Annotated in this window: 18 protein-coding genes; 14 read left to right on the top strand and 4 right to left on the bottom strand. The window is 47.3% G+C overall.

What is annotated here, in order from left to right:
- Positions 1 to 29 precede the first annotated feature (29 nt).
- Both D3D03_RS05960 and nth read left to right on the top strand, forming a co-directional pair.
- Entirely contained in the window at positions 30 to 608 is a 579-nt protein-coding gene (locus tag D3D03_RS05960) for a DnaD domain-containing protein (protein WP_026832725.1), read from the top strand.
- A 5-nt stretch (positions 609 to 613) separates the two neighbouring features.
- A complete protein-coding gene (nth, locus tag D3D03_RS05955; protein WP_026832726.1) occupies positions 614 to 1,282 on the top strand; it encodes an endonuclease III in 669 nt (222 codons plus the stop codon).
- Between the two features lie 45 nt (positions 1,283 to 1,327).
- On the opposite strand, the gene D3D03_RS05950 is transcribed toward nth, so the two are convergent.
- Both D3D03_RS05950 and D3D03_RS05945 read right to left on the bottom strand, forming a co-directional pair.
- Positions 1,328 to 2,236 carry a DUF3800 domain-containing protein gene (locus tag D3D03_RS05950; RefSeq protein ID WP_026832727.1) on the bottom strand — a complete coding sequence of 303 codons (909 nt, stop codon included), beginning with the start codon at positions 2,234 to 2,236 and terminating at the stop codon, positions 1,328 to 1,330.
- A 113-nt stretch (positions 2,237 to 2,349) separates the two neighbouring features.
- Entirely contained in the window at positions 2,350 to 2,643 is a 294-nt protein-coding gene (locus tag D3D03_RS05945) for a DUF1798 family protein (protein WP_026832728.1), read from the bottom strand.
- 74 nt (positions 2,644 to 2,717) lie between these two features.
- Between D3D03_RS05945 and recU the strand changes: the two genes are divergently transcribed.
- The 6 genes from recU to gpsB all read left to right on the top strand — a co-directional run bounded on the left by recU (position 2,718) and on the right by gpsB (position 10,469).
- The gene (gene recU / locus D3D03_RS05940; protein ID WP_199700008.1) at positions 2,718 to 3,332 is read left to right on the top strand and encodes a Holliday junction resolvase RecU; all 615 of its coding nucleotides are present in this window, start codon (positions 2,718 to 2,720) and stop codon (positions 3,330 to 3,332) included.
- A 33-nt stretch (positions 3,333 to 3,365) separates the two neighbouring features.
- Positions 3,366 to 6,020 (top strand): transglycosylase domain-containing protein, encoded by a 2,655-nt coding sequence (locus tag D3D03_RS05935; RefSeq protein ID WP_119923151.1) that lies wholly within the window; start codon positions 3,366 to 3,368, stop codon positions 6,018 to 6,020.
- A gap of 120 nt (positions 6,021 to 6,140) precedes the next feature.
- On the top strand, positions 6,141 to 8,405 hold the full coding sequence (locus tag D3D03_RS05930; RefSeq protein ID WP_119923150.1) for a DEAD/DEAH box helicase: 2,265 nt from the start codon (positions 6,141 to 6,143) through the stop codon (positions 8,403 to 8,405).
- Positions 8,402 to 9,586 carry a ribonuclease H-like domain-containing protein gene (locus tag D3D03_RS05925; RefSeq protein ID WP_026832732.1) on the top strand — a complete coding sequence of 395 codons (1,185 nt, stop codon included), beginning with the start codon at positions 8,402 to 8,404 and terminating at the stop codon, positions 9,584 to 9,586. The genes D3D03_RS05930 and D3D03_RS05925 overlap by 4 nt, the downstream gene beginning before the upstream one ends.
- Positions 9,583 to 10,143: an SLOG family protein gene (locus D3D03_RS05920; protein WP_119923149.1), complete on the top strand. Its 561-nt coding sequence runs from the start codon at positions 9,583 to 9,585 to the stop codon at positions 10,141 to 10,143. The genes D3D03_RS05925 and D3D03_RS05920 overlap by 4 nt, the downstream gene beginning before the upstream one ends.
- 5 nt (positions 10,144 to 10,148) lie before the next feature.
- On the top strand, positions 10,149 to 10,469 hold the full coding sequence (gene gpsB, locus D3D03_RS05915) for a cell division regulator GpsB (RefSeq protein ID WP_051524806.1): 321 nt from the start codon (positions 10,149 to 10,151) through the stop codon (positions 10,467 to 10,469).
- A gap of 75 nt (positions 10,470 to 10,544) precedes the next feature.
- Here the strand turns inward: gpsB and D3D03_RS05910 are convergent, their stop codons facing one another.
- Entirely contained in the window at positions 10,545 to 10,853 is a 309-nt protein-coding gene (locus D3D03_RS05910) for a hypothetical protein (protein WP_026832735.1), read from the bottom strand.
- A 32-nt stretch (positions 10,854 to 10,885) separates the two neighbouring features.
- Positions 10,886 to 12,460 carry an FAD-dependent monooxygenase gene (locus tag D3D03_RS05905; protein ID WP_026832736.1) on the bottom strand — a complete coding sequence of 525 codons (1,575 nt, stop codon included), beginning with the start codon at positions 12,458 to 12,460 and terminating at the stop codon, positions 10,886 to 10,888.
- An 89-nt stretch (positions 12,461 to 12,549) separates the two neighbouring features.
- On the opposite strand from D3D03_RS05905, the gene yvfG reads away from it, so the two are divergent.
- The 6 genes from yvfG (at position 12,550) to D3D03_RS05875 (ending at position 16,928) form a co-directional block, all read left to right on the top strand.
- On the top strand, positions 12,550 to 12,771 hold the full coding sequence (yvfG, locus tag D3D03_RS05900; RefSeq protein ID WP_026832737.1) for a protein YvfG: 222 nt from the start codon (positions 12,550 to 12,552) through the stop codon (positions 12,769 to 12,771).
- Positions 12,768 to 13,379 carry an NUDIX hydrolase gene (locus D3D03_RS05895; protein WP_026832738.1) on the top strand — a complete coding sequence of 204 codons (612 nt, stop codon included), beginning with the start codon at positions 12,768 to 12,770 and terminating at the stop codon, positions 13,377 to 13,379. Before yvfG ends, D3D03_RS05895 begins: the two co-directional genes overlap by 4 nt.
- A gap of 60 nt (positions 13,380 to 13,439) precedes the next feature.
- Positions 13,440 to 13,646 carry a hypothetical protein gene (locus D3D03_RS05890; RefSeq protein ID WP_119923148.1) on the top strand — a complete coding sequence of 69 codons (207 nt, stop codon included), beginning with the start codon at positions 13,440 to 13,442 and terminating at the stop codon, positions 13,644 to 13,646.
- A gap of 155 nt (positions 13,647 to 13,801) precedes the next feature.
- Positions 13,802 to 14,533, top strand: a complete 732-nt coding sequence (locus tag D3D03_RS05885) for an ABC transporter ATP-binding protein (RefSeq protein ID WP_119923147.1) — start codon at positions 13,802 to 13,804, stop codon at positions 14,531 to 14,533.
- On the top strand, positions 14,530 to 16,047 hold the full coding sequence (locus D3D03_RS05880) for an ABC transporter permease/substrate-binding protein (protein ID WP_119923146.1): 1,518 nt from the start codon (positions 14,530 to 14,532) through the stop codon (positions 16,045 to 16,047). Before D3D03_RS05885 ends, D3D03_RS05880 begins: the two co-directional genes overlap by 4 nt.
- Positions 16,044 to 16,928, top strand: a complete 885-nt coding sequence (locus D3D03_RS05875) for a diacylglycerol/lipid kinase family protein (protein ID WP_119923145.1) — start codon at positions 16,044 to 16,046, stop codon at positions 16,926 to 16,928. Before D3D03_RS05880 ends, D3D03_RS05875 begins: the two co-directional genes overlap by 4 nt.
- Positions 16,929 to 16,980: the final 52 nt, after the last annotated feature.

Raw genomic sequence — 16,980 nt, 5'->3', positions numbered from 1 at the left:
TGCTTATCATAAAGAATCGAGGAAGAGCCATGGATCATAATTTAATTCAGCTCTTTGAGGAAGGGACGGTTGTGCTTCCCAAACGGCTGTTTACGGAAGCGAAACGCCTCGGCATCAGTTTCGTTGAATTTACGTTGATTGGACAACTGTTTGCCTGTCGCGCTGAAGGCATGGAAATGCCCTCGCCGGAAGAGTTAAGTAATCGGCTTGGATTATCCGAGACGGAAACCATCGAGACGACACTGGGTCTCTTGCAAAAAGGATTGCTTGCGATGGAGAACATCGGGGGATCAGAACGGTATTCTTTGGTTCCGTTATATGAAAAACTGATGGCGCCACCTGAACAAGAAGCACCGAACTTTGATACGATCAATCCGTCCGTTTTCCAACACTTTGAGCGAGAACTGGGGATGATGTCACCGTTTCAGATGGAGCAAATCATCCAGTGGTTGACGATTGAGAACATTGCGGAAGAACTTGTTCTCGCGGCCTTGCGGGAAGCGGTCTATCATAACGTCCGGAAGATGACGTATATCAATCAAATTCTGCGGACATGGGAACGCGAAGGGATTAAAACACTGGAAGACTTAGCGACGAGAGGGAGCTGACGGGGATGTTACGCAAAGCAGAGATTGAACGAATTGAATCGACCCTGGAGGAGATGTTTCCGGAAGCTTTCTGCGAACTGGTTCATCAAAATCCGTTTGAGCTTGTCGTTGCGGTTGCCTTAAGTGCACAGGCGACAGACGTCTTAGTCAACAAAGTGACACCGGATTTGTTTGCTGCATTTCCGACACCTGATCGATTAGCCGTTGCACCAGTCGAAGAAATTGAAGCAAAAATCAAGCGGCTTGGTTTGTATCGCAATAAAGCGAAAAACATCAAAGCATTAGCCGGACAGCTGCTTGCGTTACACGATGGTGAAGTACCGACCGACCGGGCGGGTCTTGAAGCACTGCCGGGTGTCGGGCGGAAAACGGCGAACGTCGTGTTGTCTGTTGCGTTTGATGTGCCCGCGTTCGCCGTCGATACACATGTCGAACGGGTCTCGAAACGACTGGGCATCTGCCGCTGGAAGGACAATGTCACGCAAGTCGAACAGACATTGATGAAACGGTTTAGACGGGAGCGGTGGTCCAAGTTACATCACCAATTTATTTTTTTCGGCCGGTATCATTGTAAAGCACAACGCCCGAATTGCTTGGAGTGCCCCTTGCTGGATATGTGCCGCGATGGAAAAAAGCGGACAAAAGGACTGGTTCCGCCTCTTGAGAGTGAATAATAAAAAGCGTCCCGCCATTTACTGCGGGACGCTTTTAGGTGTGGATTATCCGTTCCAGGGCGTATCGGACCATTCACGCCGTTTTTTCGTAATCGGAACTTTTTTGAAACCCCAGTTCCGGAAGTCTTGATCGGGACTGTCCCGACGAATGTAAATCTTATTTTTGATTGCTTTAAAAATTCGGTTTTCGTCCCCGTAATGGACAAACCGCGGTTTTACCTCAATGACTCCACGACGGACGCGGGAGAGGGGAAGGCAGACAAGATCGGCAATCTCAAGACCGGATTGGTAAAGATCGCTGTCTTTTTCAGCAAAAATGAAACCTTTGATTTTTTGACGACTCTTTTCCACGTCAAGATGCACCGTACCGGAATTAAAAATATCGAAAAATGCCTTTTGAATCAGCAGGTTTTGATAATCATCCCGACTTTCGAGGACGACTCGGGCACTCGTCGCTTCCGTTTCTTCTAAAAACGCATAAAATGATTTCATCAGATGGGCAAAAGCAACGACGTAAGGATCTTTTGGCGTCGAGTAAAATTCTTGCAACTTTTGTTTATCGACTTCGACGCTGACGATCGTACAGTCGATATCGACCAGGAAGTCCGGCAAGGCGACCCAGAAATGGCGCAACATGTCGATTGTAATGCCGTCTTCTTTTCCGTAAGGATGCTCTGCTTTCAAAATTTCTTTGAGATGAAGCGGGATATGCGGATCTTCAAAGACCGACGATTTGAATTCCATCAATCGTTTACGCAACGGACTCGGTTCCCCCGTTTCATCCGAATCGATGGCATACTTGTATTCCATTAAAACACCCGTCAAATTAAACTGTGTATTCCCTTTTGGCGTCCCGGTTTCGTCGACGAACATGACGTACTTTTTTGCCGTTGGATTCGACGCCCGAGGAATCAATTTTGATTCGTGGCGCGAATTTGATTTTGATGTGGCCAATCCTACTCCTCCTCGCACGGTTCGGCAGGAACAGTCCAAGCTGTCTGCTACCCTAACTCATTATTTACGACAAGTGTAACAAAATTTCCTGCTCAGAAACAGAATTCATCGGATCATTGCATCAGCTGATCGATATAACGAACCGATTTGATGGTCTCGTTAAATCGTTTTAGGCTGGTTTTGGGTTGAAACGCTTGAACAGAAAGTTGTTTCAGTTGATCAACGGCACTTTCGACCATCGCCGGACGTAAGTACGGACTGTTCTGTGCGTTTTGTTGCCAGGCTTCAATCAGGATGTCTGCTTGCTCCACGAAGGGAATGACATCTTTTTGAAAGTCGTATTCGTGACCATTGCGACCTGCTTGATAAATACGTTCGATGTCTTGAAGTAACGGTTCTATTGTCATTTGTTTTTAACTACTCCTCTCGGCCGATACGATACAATCACATATCATGGTACAATAAACGCGTTAGGAGGGGAATCCTTTTGAATTACCCGAATGGTAAAAAATTTCAAAAACCGGTTGAACCGCATGGTATTGCCATCCAAAGTGCGCGTTCAAAAGGTTCGACATTCTCAAACCGGGGAATGAAGCTCGAAAAACTCATTAATGAAAGCAATATGTTTTATCTGACCCATAATCGGGCAATCATTCACAAGAAACCGACCCCCCTTCAAATCGTCCAAGTCGATTATCCAAAACGGTCTGCTGCCGTCGTCAAGGAAGCCTATTTTAAGCAACCGTCGACCACCGACTACAACGGCGTATACCGTGGCAAATACATCGATTTTGAAGCGAAGGAAACCAATCATAAAACGTCTTTTCCCTTGAAGAACTTTCATCCGCACCAAATTGAACATATGCGTCAATGTGTGGCACATGGAGGAATTTGTTTTGTCATCATTCGATTCAGTATGTATAATGTGCAATATGTGTTGTCTGTCGAGCATTTGTTCCCATGGTGGGAGCAATTGGAAACCGGAAGAAAGTCGATTCCGTTGGCAGACATCGAACACCACGGGATCAAATTAGAGACAGGTGCGTTTCCTGCGATTGATTATTTACCAGCAGTGGACGAGTTATATTTCACTTGAGAAACTTTACAGATTGAAGGAGAAGGATAGCATATGGAAAGAAGTCGTGTCGCGCGTCGTGAAGAAACGAAGACGTCAGCCAAACAAACGAACCGGACAAAACGTCCGAAAAAGAAAAAGACAGGCGGAGCCGGTGGAAAAGGACCGCTTTGGAAAAAGTTATTACTCGTCGCCACCGGATTATTTATCGTTATGATGTTAGCGGGTGGCGGATTCGCCGCGTACGCGATTGCCACAGCACCGGAGCTCGATGAATCAAAGCTTCGTGATGCTCTTCCGTTGAAAATTTACGCGAGCAACAAAGAAGAGATTAAAAAAGGCGGAACGAGTCGAGAATATGTATCGATCAAAGAAGTCCCGGATGTCGTCAAAGATGCATTCATCTCGATCGAGGACCGGCGTTTTTATCAACATAACGGGATTGACTTCCGTCGATTAGGCGGTGCCATCATTGCCAACATTACAGACGGTTTTGGATCAGAAGGTGCTTCGACCATCACGCAACAGGTCATCAAGCAGTCTTTCTTGAGTTCAGACAAAACCATCACCCGTAAAGTACAGGAACAATGGTTGGCGATCCGTTTAGAACGGGATTATACAAAAGAACAGATTCTTGAAATGTACTTGAACAAAAACTATTACGGTCAAGAATCATACGGGATTCAAACTGCCTCAAAAGCATACTTCAACAAACCCGTTGATAAACTGAACTATGCGGAAGGCGCGATGCTTGCGGGTCTGCCCCAGCGTCCGTCTGCCTACGATCCAATCAACGGTGACCCGAAGTTGACGAAAGGACGTCAAACACAGGTCCTCGATGCGATGTTGACGACCGGCGTCATCACACAGAAACAACGTGATCAAGGCGTCGAACAACCAATTTCGAAATTGATTGATCCGGCACCAAAATCGACGGATGATGCCGCATACGACAGCGTCATCTTCGACATGGTCTCGCAAGAATTGGAAGATGTCTTTGGTCTCGAAGGAAAAGACATCTACGGTCAAGGATTAAAAATCTATACATCGATTGATAAACCGATGCATGATTATATGAACGAAGCAATCAAAAAAGACCAGGTTGTTCAGTTACCGGATTATGCGGAGGCTGCTGCGACTGCTGTCAACACACAAACAGGTGAGATTCTAGGGATCGTAGATGGTAAAAATCCCGGAACAGGTACGTCACGCCGTAACTTTGCCAAGGAACCGCACCAACCCGGGTCTTCGGCAAAACCATTTTTCGCGTATGGACCAGCGATTGAAAATGAGAAGTGGTCAACGGCGAAAATGTTGACGGACCAAGAAACAGAAGTCAACGGAAAAAATATCGGGAACTACTACGATGGATACCGGGGAACAAACACGATTCGGAACTGGCTCAAAATTTCTGCCAATACACCGGCGATTCAAACGTACCAACAAATCGGAGACGATGCGGTGGAGAGTTTCGCTGCTAAATCCGGATTGAGCTTAAAAGAGGATGAATCGATTTCACCGGCATATGCGATCGGTGGGATGAAACACGGATTCAATACGACTCAGATGGCGTCCGCCTACGCGACACTCGGTAACGGCGGAGATTATATCAAACCGCACATCATCAAGACGATTGAATACAGTGACGGCTCAAAAATCAAATCACCCGTCAAACCCAAAAAAGCAATGGAAGATTATACGGCATACATGTTGACTGACATGTTGCGTGATGTCTTAAAACCAGGCGGAACCTTCCCAAGCGCTGCGCTTGCGTTTGACGCCGCCGGTAAAACCGGAACGACGAATGCTTATAAAGATGTTTGGTTCGCCGGTTATACGTCGGATGTCTCAATCAGTGTCTGGACCGGAACAACTAAATCCGGCAACAACAATGATCTAGGGTTAAGTGGACCAACCAACAGTACGATGGCTCAAAACATTTGGAAAGATTTCGTCACGAAAACACGTGATCGGACGCCGGCACCTTTCGAACAACCAAGTTCGGTTCTCAGCATCGGTGACGAGCTGTATGTTAAAGGAACAAAAGAACCGGTTGTCGAAAAAAAGGCCGTACCAGCTCCGACTGGCTTACAAGCATCTTACAATGAAGAATCGGAGTCTGGTGAATTGACTTGGAGTTACAATGATTCAGCATTACGGACAAACGGCTACGACAGTGTTTCATTTGAAGTATCGATGACGGATCCGGATGGACAACAGTCGGTTCTTGGTACAAGTTCAACGAATCGAATCGGCATCAGCGGACTGGATCCGGGACGGACGACGTTTACCGTCGTCGCTAAAGCATCCGGCGAGCAGTCCGGACCGGTCTCGACGACAGTGACAGTTGCTGAAGTCGAAACGGAAGAGCCGACAGAGGACGAACCAACGACGGACGAACCGGCAACGGACGAACCAACGACGGACGAACCGGCAACGGACGAACCAACGACGGACGAACCGGCGACGGACGAACCGACGACGGACGAACCGGCGACGGATGAACCGGCAACGGACGAACCAACGACGGATGAACCGACGACGGACGAACCGACGACGGATGAACCGGCAACGGATGAACCGACGACGGACGAGCCGGCTGATGATGAAAACAGTGGAGCATCCACGCAATCAGAAAACAATCGTCCGGCAAATGGAAATCAAGGTCGGGGCAATGATAATGCGCCGGCACCGGAAGAAACCGAATAAGCAATTGAATATTGACAGGTCAAATGACCCGTTAAGATGAACAAGACCGAAGAAGCGAATGAGTTTCTTCGGTCTTGCTTCTTTTTTTTGTATAATGGGAAAGAGGAAGGACGTGGGGCAATGGAATCGAGACAATCACTTGTCACCTATTTAGAAGAGTTAAAAACCGATCGCGCCTTCATGGAGCGCGTCACATATATGAAAACAATGGAAGCGACACCCGGTCGATACGCTGCATTTCCAAACGAAATGCCGGAACGCTTGCGGCAGGCTCTAGAAAAGCGGGGGATTACGTCGTTGTACCGTCATCAAGAATTAGCTTTCCGGACTGTACAAGGTGGGGAATCAACCGTAATCGTCACACCAACGGCATCCGGGAAGACGTATTGTTTTAACTTACCGATTTTAAGTCATCTGTTAGCGAATCCAAATGCCCGAGCGTTGTATCTGTACCCGACCAAAGCTTTGGCACAGGATCAAAATAGTGAACTGCTCGAACTGATTGATGATCTCGAAGCTCCAATCCGTTGTTTTACGTACGACGGCGATACTTCGCCGACAATCCGGACAAAAGTTCGGAAAGCCGGCAATATCGTCATTACGAATCCGGATATGTTACACTCGGGTATTTTGCCGCATCATACGAAGTGGATTGAGCTGTTTGAAAACTTATCGCACATCGTCATCGATGAACTGCATACGTACCGAGGTGTCTTCGGAAGTCATGTCGCCAATGTCATTCGCCGGCTCCGCCGCATTTGCCGTTATTATGGGAGTGATCCGATTTTTATCATGACAAGTGCGACGATTGCCAATCCACAAGAGTTGGCAGAACGATTGACCGAAAAAAAGGTTCAGTTGATTGATGACAATGGAGCGCCGACCGGACGGAAACATTTTATCGTCTATCAACCGCCCATCGTCAATGCTCAACTCGGGATCCGGCGTTCGGCCACACTTGAGACCAAGCAGTTGGCTTCCCGCTTCATCAAAAAGAAATTTCAGACGATTGTCTTTGCCCGGTCCCGTGTCCGGGTCGAAGTGTTGTTGACGTATTTGCGAAGTCTCATTCGCCACGAACTCGGTCCGAAATCGATTGAAGGATACCGAGGCGGTTATTTGCCGAGTGAACGTCGTGATATTGAAAGACGTCTTCGCAAGGGTGAAATCACCGGAATCGTCTCGACCAATGCCTTGGAACTTGGCGTCGATATCGGTCAACTGCAAGTCTGTATCATGAATGGATATCCCGGAACGATTGCTTCCTTATGGCAACAAGCGGGACGAGCAGGGCGTCGTCAGGACGATGCGTTGATCATCTTAGTGGCGTCGTCCGGAATTCTCGATCAATACGTTGCCGAACGACCGGAACTCTTTTTAAATCAATCACCGGAAGCTGCTCGTTTGGATCCGGACAATTTAATCATTGCCGTCGATCATATCAAGTGTGCGGCATTCGAGCTCCCGTTTCGCCAAGGCGAATCATTTGGTACCTTGGAGACGGAAGATATCTTGGAATATCTCGTGGAGGAACGTGTCTTGAATCAACGGGGAGAACGCTATTATTGGATGAATGACGCGTTTCCCGCGCATGGCATTTCGTTACGCTCGAGTGATCAGGAAAATGTCGTCATCGTCGATCAAACCGATGTCCCGAATCGTGTGATTGGCGAAATGGATACGTTTAGTGCGATGACATTGTTGCACGATGAGGCGATTTATCTTCACGGTGCCGATCAGTATCAAGTCGAGGTCTTGGATTTTGAAGAGAAAAAAGCATTTGTCCGTGCCGTAGATGTGGATTATTACACCGATGCCAATTTTTCCGTCGAGTTGTCTGTTTTGGATGAAGATGAAAGTTATACGAACGGAGCATTCAGTGTGGCGCGGGGAGATGTCAGTGTCCGGGGAATGGCAACGATGTTCAAGAAAATCAAGTTCGGAACCCATGAAAACATTGGCTCTGGACCGATTCATTTGCCGGAACGGGAAATCCACACGACCGGTGTCTGGTTTTCATTGCCGGAAAGCGCGACATCAAGCACGGAACTGGAACAAGTGCTCGAAGGAGTGGCCAACAGCCTGCGTCGCGTTGCCCCGCTGTATTTGATGTGTGATGCAAGTGACGTTTTTGTCGTTCCACAAGTCAAGGCAACGCATACTCAAAAACCGACAATCTATCTGTATGACCGTTATCCGGGGGGAGTCGGTCTCGCCGCATCGATATACAAGCAACGTCACATCATGTTACGGGCAGCGCGGGACTCGATTGAAACGTGTCCCTGTCAGGATGGTTGTCCGGCGTGTATCGGGATGGTCGGTCTCGCAGACGAAAAAGAACGGACGATCCGAATGCTTGCTGAAATGGAGACGGAATTATCATGAAAAATAAACTGAGACGGATGTTGAAGACGACGGAGTCAGAACCAAAAGAAAAACCGTCACCGACGAAACAGGAACAACAGGCAACAGCGGAACAAGCGGCTTGGTTGGAAAAAGGAGCCGATATTCTCACCTTTGAAGAGGAATGGATCGTACGCATCGATCACCGTTATCCGCTGACAGCTCAGCATGGACATCGTTCGTTTGAAGAGGTGTTTGAATCCCTTCAGCTTCCGCATCCACCGCTTGCACTCGATGTCCCGCTGGAACAAGTCATTTTTTTCGATACAGAAACGACCGGATTAAAAGGAACCGGCACAACGATTTTTTTACTCGGCTTCGCACGTTTTGAAAAAGGCGACTTGTTGATGCGGCAATATTTTTTACCGCATCCGCATTATGAAGCGGCTTTGTACCACCATTTTCTGCATGATATCGGGGAAGATGTTCGCTTTGTGACATACAATGGAAAGAGTTTTGACTGGCCGCAAATCAAGACCCGTCATGTGTTTGTCCGAGAACGGGTCCCCCGTCTGCCGAAAGTAGGTCATTTAGACTTACTACACGTCTGTCGACGGATGTTCAAAGGATTGTACGATTCGTATCGACTGACACGGATGGAAGAACGAATCGGATTTGAACGGACAGATGATTTACCGGGATTTCTGGCACCGATGCATTATTTTCAATATGTCGAACATCAAAATCCGGCAATCATGGACGGCGTTCTCGAGCACCATCTCCATGACTGCCTGACTTTAGTCAGCCTGTACGATGAATGCAACCGGCTCGTGACGCACCGGCAAGACGCGTCGTCACAAATCCGGGAGAACATCGCTGTCTGGTTAGCCGACTTAGGCATCCATGAGCAATCGGTCAAACACTTTGGACAGGCGGAAGAACTGACGGCTCAAGGGTGGTTGCGGCAGGGATTTTTATACAAGAAACTCCGCCAATACGAAGAAGCCGTCGACTGTTTTCAAAAAAGCGAAACATATGAAGGGTATATCGAACTGGCCAAATGGGCCGAGCACATTGCAAAACGACCCGACGTTGCTTATGATTATACTGAACAGGCAAGAAAGATGTTAGAGCAGCACCAGTTATTGTCTTCGCGACGCGAACGCTTGATCACGGAACTGAATCATCGAAGTTTACGTCTGCAAAGGAAGTGTCAGCAATGAATGTTGTGGCAGTCTCCGGCTATAAGCCAAACGAACTGGGGATATTTGATCAAAAACACCCCGGGATTAAGATTTTAAAAGCCGCCTACCGGGAACGTCTGATCCGTTTGATTGAAGAGATGGGGACGACATGGTTTATTACGAGTGCTGCGCCTGGATGTGAGCTGTGGGCATGTGAAGTCATTCTTGAATTGAAGGAAGATTATCCGGACATCCGTCTAGGTATTTTGTTGCCGTTTCTGGAACAAGAGGCGAAATGGAAAGAACCGGTTCAAGCGCAATATCGTGCCGTGTTAAATCAAGCCGATTTTGTGGATGCGATTAGCCAAAAGCCTTACGAAAATCCTTCTCAGTTTCGAAATAAAACCGAATTCATGATTCAGAAGAGTGAGGGATTGTTATCCGTGTTTGATGAGGAACACGGAGGGTCCGCTAAGTATTTGGTGGAACGTGCTAAACTAGAGATGGAACGGTCCGATTATCAGCTGTTCTTGATCACACAAGACGACTTGGCGATGATGGAGCAGGAACAGAACTACAATGATCAATGGGAGTGAAGCGTATGTATAAGCCGTTATTGACAGCAGATGATATTTACAAAAAGGAATTCAAAACAGGGCTTCGAGGGTACGTCATCGAAGATGTGGATGGTTATTTGGATCAAGTCATTAAAGATTACGAAGGATTTGAGCGAGAAATCGATCGTTTAAAACGTGAGTTGGAAGAAGCGAAGGCGTCTTCTTCTGTCGGGATCAAACGGGAAGAGCGTCGTGTTGAACCAGAAGTGGCGCCGGCACCTGCCAATCCCTCGAACTACGACATGCTACGCCGGATTTCGAATTTGGAAAAAGCCGTATTCGGTCGTCCGCACAACGAAGAATGATGGCAGTCTTTTCAATGACACGCCAACAACTAAAAAGGACTTCTCGATCAGGCGAGAAGTCCTTTTTGGTTTGTCTTACGATCGATTGAGAAGATCCTCTGCACGAGGTAAATCTTCTTTCACGACATAGACGGCAACCCGATCATCTAAGTTTTTGCTGAAGCGGCGGAAAAGAAAAGACGTTTTGATGCCACGTTCGATGCGTACTTCAAGACCGGCTTGATCCAACCGGTCATAGTCACGTGCCAAGCGTTCCCCTTTTTCTCCAAATTCTTCACCGAGCAGAACCCAACGTAACGATTCTTTTGTGCGTCGCAAAACGATCACAAGAAACGCAAGAACAAGCACGGCAATCAATATTAAACGTATTGTGTTCACATCCATAAATCTGTTCACCTCATCTTTATCATACGTCCTTAACGGGCATAAAGTAAACGTTCAAGATAACGCGAAAATGGATTGATTTTTAATCCTTGTTGACGATACGCAATATATCCATCCGGACGAATCAAATAAAGTCCCGCTTGTTTAATCCCGAACTTCCGTGCGAGTTCACCGCCTTGATCGACGACACCATCGTCCTTCAGCTCCTGATGAATGGGGACGGTTTCGAACAAATCGGGATAGGAATAAGCCAGTTCTTTAAACGGTAGAAGTGTCGCGTCATCCGATTGACGCGGTAAAAAGAGCAACAGCAGGAAATTGCGGTCCGCCCGTCGTAACAAAAGTTCATTTTTTTTCGTTCGCGGATTCACGACTTCGCTGTAGGGCATCGGCTCACCGGGACGTGGTGTCAGAAGCGGGAACCGTCCTTGTGTGACGAACAGGTGGGATGCTTGGTAGTTGCTGTTGAGTTGCGCGATTCGATTGGTGACATAATGATGGAGTGGCGTGATTTTTAAACTGTTTCGAATGACTTTTTCTTGTAAGGGCAATAAAAAAGGCACATTGATTTGCAACAGTTCGGTGGCGAGATTGGTTGAGCGTAAAATACCGCGCGCCGCTTCCCTGCGTTCGACACTGTAAGAATCGAGTAAAGGAAAACTGGCCTTAAACCGGTGAACACACCATAACTTCCATGCCAAGTTCATTGCATCGGCAATACCGGTATTCATGCCTTGCCCGCCGACGGGCGAATTGATGTGGGCGGCATCTCCAATTAAGTAGATGCGGTGGTGACCAAACTTCTCAATAATGCGATTGTGGACGCGGAACATGGAGTACCAGTGAACTTTCTTAAGGGTAAAAGGTACTTTGGCCCGGTTTTTCAAAAAATCTTCGATGGCTGCGTGGTCGGTTGGAACCGCACCATTCGTTAAGTTGCCGGTAATTCGGAATAAATTGGATTGGAGCGGGAACGATTCGATGACACCATGATCGGAAAAGAAGATATGCACTTCTTCAGACGACAACGGCCAATCGACCTCGATGTCCGCAAGTGCCCACGACTCTTTAAAGGATTTGCCGCTGAACGGCAGTCCAAGTTCACGCCGGACAAAGCTGTTGGCCCCGTCTGCTCCAATGATAAAGGAAGCATCGACGGTTTCAGTGACATCGTCTTTTCGAATCGAGGCACTGACGAACGTCGGGAACTGTGCAAAGCCGGTCAATTCGGTTTCGCGTTCCACCTGATGTCCATCTTCTTGCAAGCGTGTTTCAAGAATGCGTTCGGTTTCACTTTGAGGCAATAAGGTAACGAACGGAAACGGTGTGTTTAAATCGGTAAAGTCAAGCTTTGCTTGCCAAGCCCCGTTAACGTATAAGTTCCCTTGATTAATTTTAATGGCATTCTCCATTAGAGCATCGGCTACACCAAGACGTGCGAACAATTCAAGCGACCGGGCCTGAATACCGATGGCCTTTGAAACGACCGACGGACCGCTTGCCCGTTCGATGATGCGAAACGTCAATCCATACCGTGACAAGGCAAGCGCCAATGTCAAACCGGTTGGTCCAGCACCGATGATCAAAACATCTATTTTTTTCTTCACGGATAGCCCCCCTTATTTTACTTCTTAGCCAAAACTCGCTACCATTAAACTATCGACTTGGCGGGCAACCGTCTGAAAGGATGAGACCAGTGAACGAGCAATTATTTACGACAGAACGATTGATGAGCAACTTCAGAGAATACACACGCCAAAACGAAGCCCATATGACAACCATTCAAGCCCTCAATGCCTATTATAAGGTAGTGGCGGGATCGATTTTAGCCGACCGAATTGCTAAAAATGCCGATTTGATTGTCCGGATGCGTCATTTGGAAGAGGCTTATCAGAAAGTCGCGCAGGAAGCACGATGAGTGACTTTCAGCTCAGTGATGTCAAACGAGCATTTGAATCTTCGACGGAACGGCTCCCGAAAAACGCAGCAGCGGTATTGGTCCCACTGATCGAACGAGACGGGGAAGTCCATGTCTTGTTTCAAGTCCGTGCCAAAACGTTACGTTCGCAACCCGGTGAGATTGCCTTTCCGGGCGGACGGATTGATCCCGGAGAGCAACCGCGGGAAGCGGCCGTACGAGAGACAACGGAAGAGTTGAACCTAACGGAAGAAAACATCGAAGTCATCGGCACACTTGAACCGTTGGTCACACCCAACCGTTCGATCATCTATCCCTATGTCGGGATATTAACGGCGACGGACATTCACCCGTCACCGATGGAAGTCGATCATATCTTTTTCGTATCGCTCGCCGACTTACTGGCGGCAGAACCGATTCAGGGAGAGATGGAGTGGCGGATTCGTCCGGGCAAGAAAGTACCGACCGAACGCATGGCGAATCGTGACGCTTATTTGGACCGGACGTATAAAACCGTTGAACATTTTTATGAACATGAAGCCTATCTGATTTGGGGGCTGACGGCGAAAATCTTGCGGCAGATGTTGCGGACCTTAACGCAATACTAGCTTTTTCAACAGTTCTTTTATATGATTAAGAATATCTGAACGTGTCAGGAGATGAGTGAGATGGAAGAAGAAGAGCTATTTGATTATGTCGTCGGTGATATGGTGAAAACAAAAGAAGGATGGGTCGCAGAAGTGACGGCAGTCTTGACGAATACTGTCGTAGGAGACCTTTCGCATACGAAAAACTTTGAATCACTTGGTTTTGAATTTGAGAAACAAGTTCTGATCAAATCGGAAATTGAATTATTAGAACGGAAATCAAAATAAGTAAGAAACCGGACAGATTGTTTCTGCCGGTTTTTTTGTTGTCTGAAGGAAGGAAAAGCAGGTTTCATAATAGGAAAATGAGGGAAATTTTACAAAGATAATAACGAACTCATATGAAATGTGCTTACAAACTAAAGATGGTGGAGGGATCGTGTGTGATTGAATTCAAGGAAGTCGGTAAAACCTATCCAGACGGAACAAAAGCGGTCCAAAAATTGAATTTTACGGTTGAACAAGGCGAGATTTTTTGTTTGATTGGACCTTCAGGTTGTGGCAAGACCACGACAATGAAAATGGTCAATCGGTTAATCGATCATACAGAAGGCCAGATTTGGATTAACGGGCAACCGATCATGTCGATTGACGAGCATGAACTGCGCCGCCAGATTGGTTATGTCCTGCAACAGATTGCCCTGTTTCCGCACATGACAGTCGAAGAAAATGTATCGGTCGTCCCGCAATTGTTGAAGTGGGATAAAAAGAAGATTGACGAACGGGTCAAAACCCTGTTTCATCTGACCGGTCTGACTGTAAACCTGAGAAAAAAATACCCGAGCGAACTGTCGGGTGGTCAGCAACAACGCGTTGGTGTCATGCGCGCCTTGGCAGCGGAACAAGATGTCATCTTAATGGACGAACCGTTTTCTGCGCTCGATCCGATCTCACGGGATCAATTGCAAAATGATTTATTACGGTTAAATGATGAGCTCGGAAAAACGATTCTGTTTGTCACGCACGATATGAATGAGGCGTTGAAACTCGGAAGTCGGATTTGTCTGATGAATGACGGCGAAATTGTCCTTATTGGAACAAAAGAAGACATTTTAGCGAGTGAAGACCCGTTCGTGAAGGAATTCATGGGTCAAGTTAGGGGGATCGTTCAATGACAGGTTTGTTAGAAACGTATCAAGACCGGAAAACCGAACTGTTGCAAGCCTTGATTGAACATATTCAATTATCGGTCCTATCCCTCGTGATTGCCTGTTTAATTGCGATTCCACTGGGCATCTATCTATCCCGTAACAAAAAAATGAGCGAATGGTCGATTGGAGTCACATCTGTCATTCAGACGATTCCTTCACTCGCTTTGCTCGGTCTGATGATTCCGCTTGTCGGGATCGGGACCGTTCCTTCGGTCATTGCCCTTGTCTTATATGCACTTTTACCGATTGTCCGCAATACGTATACGGGATTAGCAGAAGTGGATCCTTCGATTAAAGAAGCGGCACGCGCGTGCGGGATGACGCCGACGCAAAGCCTGTTAAAAGTTGAACTTCCGCTCGCGTTACCGGTCATGATGGCCGGGGTGCGAACAGCGATGGTCTTGATCATCGGGACAGCGACGATTGCAGCACTGATCGGCGCAGGAGGACTGGGGTCGATCATCCTGCTCGGGATTGACCGGAATGACAACTATCTGTTATTACTTGGGGCGATTCCGGCAGCATTGTTAGCCCTCTTATTTGACGGCTTATTACGACAAACGGAAGTGGCGACGAAGAAACGTCAAAAAGGGCGCTTGATTGTTGCGGTCGCTTTAATTGCGACGCTCATCATCACACCGTTTGCGCTTGGACGTACGGAACGACCTGATTTGGTCGTCGCCGGAAAACTGGGCGTTGAACCGGAAATTTTGATGAACATGTATAAATTGGTCATCGAGGACGAAACCGATTTGAATGTTCAAGTTAAACCGAATTTCGGGAAAACGACCTTTGTCTATAAAGCCCTGCAATCGGGTGACATTGATCTGTATCCGGAATTCACGGGAACGGTTTTAGCCAGTCTGACAAATGAAAAACCGGTTTCAAATGAAAAGCAAGCTGTTTTTGAACAAGCACGGGACGGTCTGGTCAAACAAGACCTGGCGTTACTCCCGCCGATGAATTACAACAATACGTATGCGGTGGCCGTTCCGAAAAAGGTTGCCGAACAGTATGACTTAAAAACGATTTCTGATTTACAGCAAGTTGCCGGACAGTTAAAAGCCGGATTTACATTAGAGTTCAAAGATCGTCAAGATGGCTACAAAGGAATACAAGAGAAGTATGGCGTCAACTTTGAAGAAGTCGTGACGATGGAACCAAAATTACGCTACAAAGCGATTGAGTCGGGGGATATCCAAGTCATCGATGCCTATTCGACTGATCCTGAGATTGCGAAGTACGATATGGTCGTATTAGAAGACGATCAACAGTTGTTCCCGCCGTATGAGGGGGCGCCGCTGTTACGACAAGAGACACTGGATGAATATCCGGAAGTTGAGCAGGCACTGAAACGGTTAGACGGAAAGATTTCCGATGCCGAGATGTCACAAATGAATGAAGCTGTAGCTTATGGCGGAAAAACAGCCAACCAAGTAGCACGCGAGTATCTCGAGAAAGAAGGAATCATCCAATGAAGTTATTATTGATCAGTAATCCGACGGCCGGAACCAATCGGGCCGGATTGCTACAAGAGGTGATTGATCCCTTGGCCGCCATGTTTGATGAAATTGTCATCCGACAAACGAAACAGGCGTTGGACGCCCTTCAATTTGCCGAAGAATCAAGTGACTTCGACGCCCTCGTTGTCATTGGTGGAGACGGCACCGTGTTTGAAGTCATCAACGGAATTGCGAAACTGGACAAACGTCCGATTCTTGGAATTATTCCAGGCGGGACGTGTAATGATTTTGCAAGAACGTTAGGATTGCCAATGGTGCCACGGCTCGCCGCGGAAATGATTGCGACCCAGCAAATCGTTGAGGTGGATCTTGGACAAGTAAATGATACGTATTTCCTGAACTTCGTCGGTTTAGGACTCGTGGCAGAGGCCTCGATCGGCATTGATACGGAAGAAAAGGCGCGTCTCGGGAAGATGGGCTATTATCTTTCGACCATCCGTTCCAGTATGGAAGCCGAACCGTTTTCCTATGAACTGGAGTTAGAGGAAGGACAGAAGATGACCGGAGAGGCTGTCTTGATTTTAGCGGCGAACGGCGAATCGTTAGGCGGGATTGAAACGAACTTGTCCCAAGGCGCCTACAACGACGGGAAACTGGATCTTGTAATCGTCGATGAAGTCAATTTGACGACGATCCGTGACGTCATCCTGCAAAAAATTGGTTTAACCAATGAACCATCCTTTACACATCTGTTGACGAGCGGATTTACCTTAAAAACGGATTCACCCAAAGTCATTGATACGGATGGTGAAAAAGCGATGCATTCACCGATTGAAGTAAAAGTTTTGCCGGAATTCTTAAAGATGTACAGTGGACGTGTCAGTCCTTTGAACTAAGGTGAAGGGCGTAAAAGCTTCACCATCATACAACCGGAGACCCCTTGTCAGT

The sequence above is a fragment of the Exiguobacterium sp. RIT452 genome, from assembly GCF_003598705.1.
In the GTDB taxonomy this organism is placed as follows: Bacteria; Bacillota; Bacilli; order Exiguobacteriales; family Exiguobacteriaceae; genus Exiguobacterium_A; species Exiguobacterium_A undae.
Note: the sequence above shows the minus strand (reverse complement) of the source record. Positions and strands in the feature narration are given on the sequence as shown.

Bases quoted from the DNA above. Each gene is read 5' to 3' on its own strand.
- D3D03_RS05960 (WP_026832725.1), top strand. From the start codon at position 30: ATGGATCATAATTTAATTCAGCTCTTTGAGGAAGGGACGGTTGTGCTT.
- nth (WP_026832726.1), top strand. From the start codon at position 614: ATGTTACGCAAAGCAGAGATTGAACGAATTGAATCGACCCTGGAGGAG.
- D3D03_RS05945 (WP_026832728.1), bottom strand. From the start codon at position 2,643: ATGACAATAGAACCGTTACTTCAAGACATCGAACGTATTTATCAAGCA.
- D3D03_RS05935 (WP_119923151.1), top strand. From the start codon at position 3,366: ATGGAAAGAAGTCGTGTCGCGCGTCGTGAAGAAACGAAGACGTCAGCC.
- D3D03_RS05930 (WP_119923150.1), top strand. From the start codon at position 6,141: ATGGAATCGAGACAATCACTTGTCACCTATTTAGAAGAGTTAAAAACC.
- D3D03_RS05925 (WP_026832732.1), top strand. From the start codon at position 8,402: ATGAAAAATAAACTGAGACGGATGTTGAAGACGACGGAGTCAGAACCA.
- D3D03_RS05920 (WP_119923149.1), top strand. From the start codon at position 9,583: ATGAATGTTGTGGCAGTCTCCGGCTATAAGCCAAACGAACTGGGGATA.
- gpsB (WP_051524806.1), top strand. From the start codon at position 10,149: ATGTATAAGCCGTTATTGACAGCAGATGATATTTACAAAAAGGAATTC.
- D3D03_RS05910 (WP_026832735.1), bottom strand. From the start codon at position 10,853: ATGGATGTGAACACAATACGTTTAATATTGATTGCCGTGCTTGTTCTT.
- D3D03_RS05895 (WP_026832738.1), top strand. From the start codon at position 12,768: ATGAGTGACTTTCAGCTCAGTGATGTCAAACGAGCATTTGAATCTTCG.
- D3D03_RS05890 (WP_119923148.1), top strand. From the start codon at position 13,440: ATGGAAGAAGAAGAGCTATTTGATTATGTCGTCGGTGATATGGTGAAA.
- D3D03_RS05880 (WP_119923146.1), top strand. From the start codon at position 14,530: ATGACAGGTTTGTTAGAAACGTATCAAGACCGGAAAACCGAACTGTTG.
- D3D03_RS05875 (WP_119923145.1), top strand. From the start codon at position 16,044: ATGAAGTTATTATTGATCAGTAATCCGACGGCCGGAACCAATCGGGCC.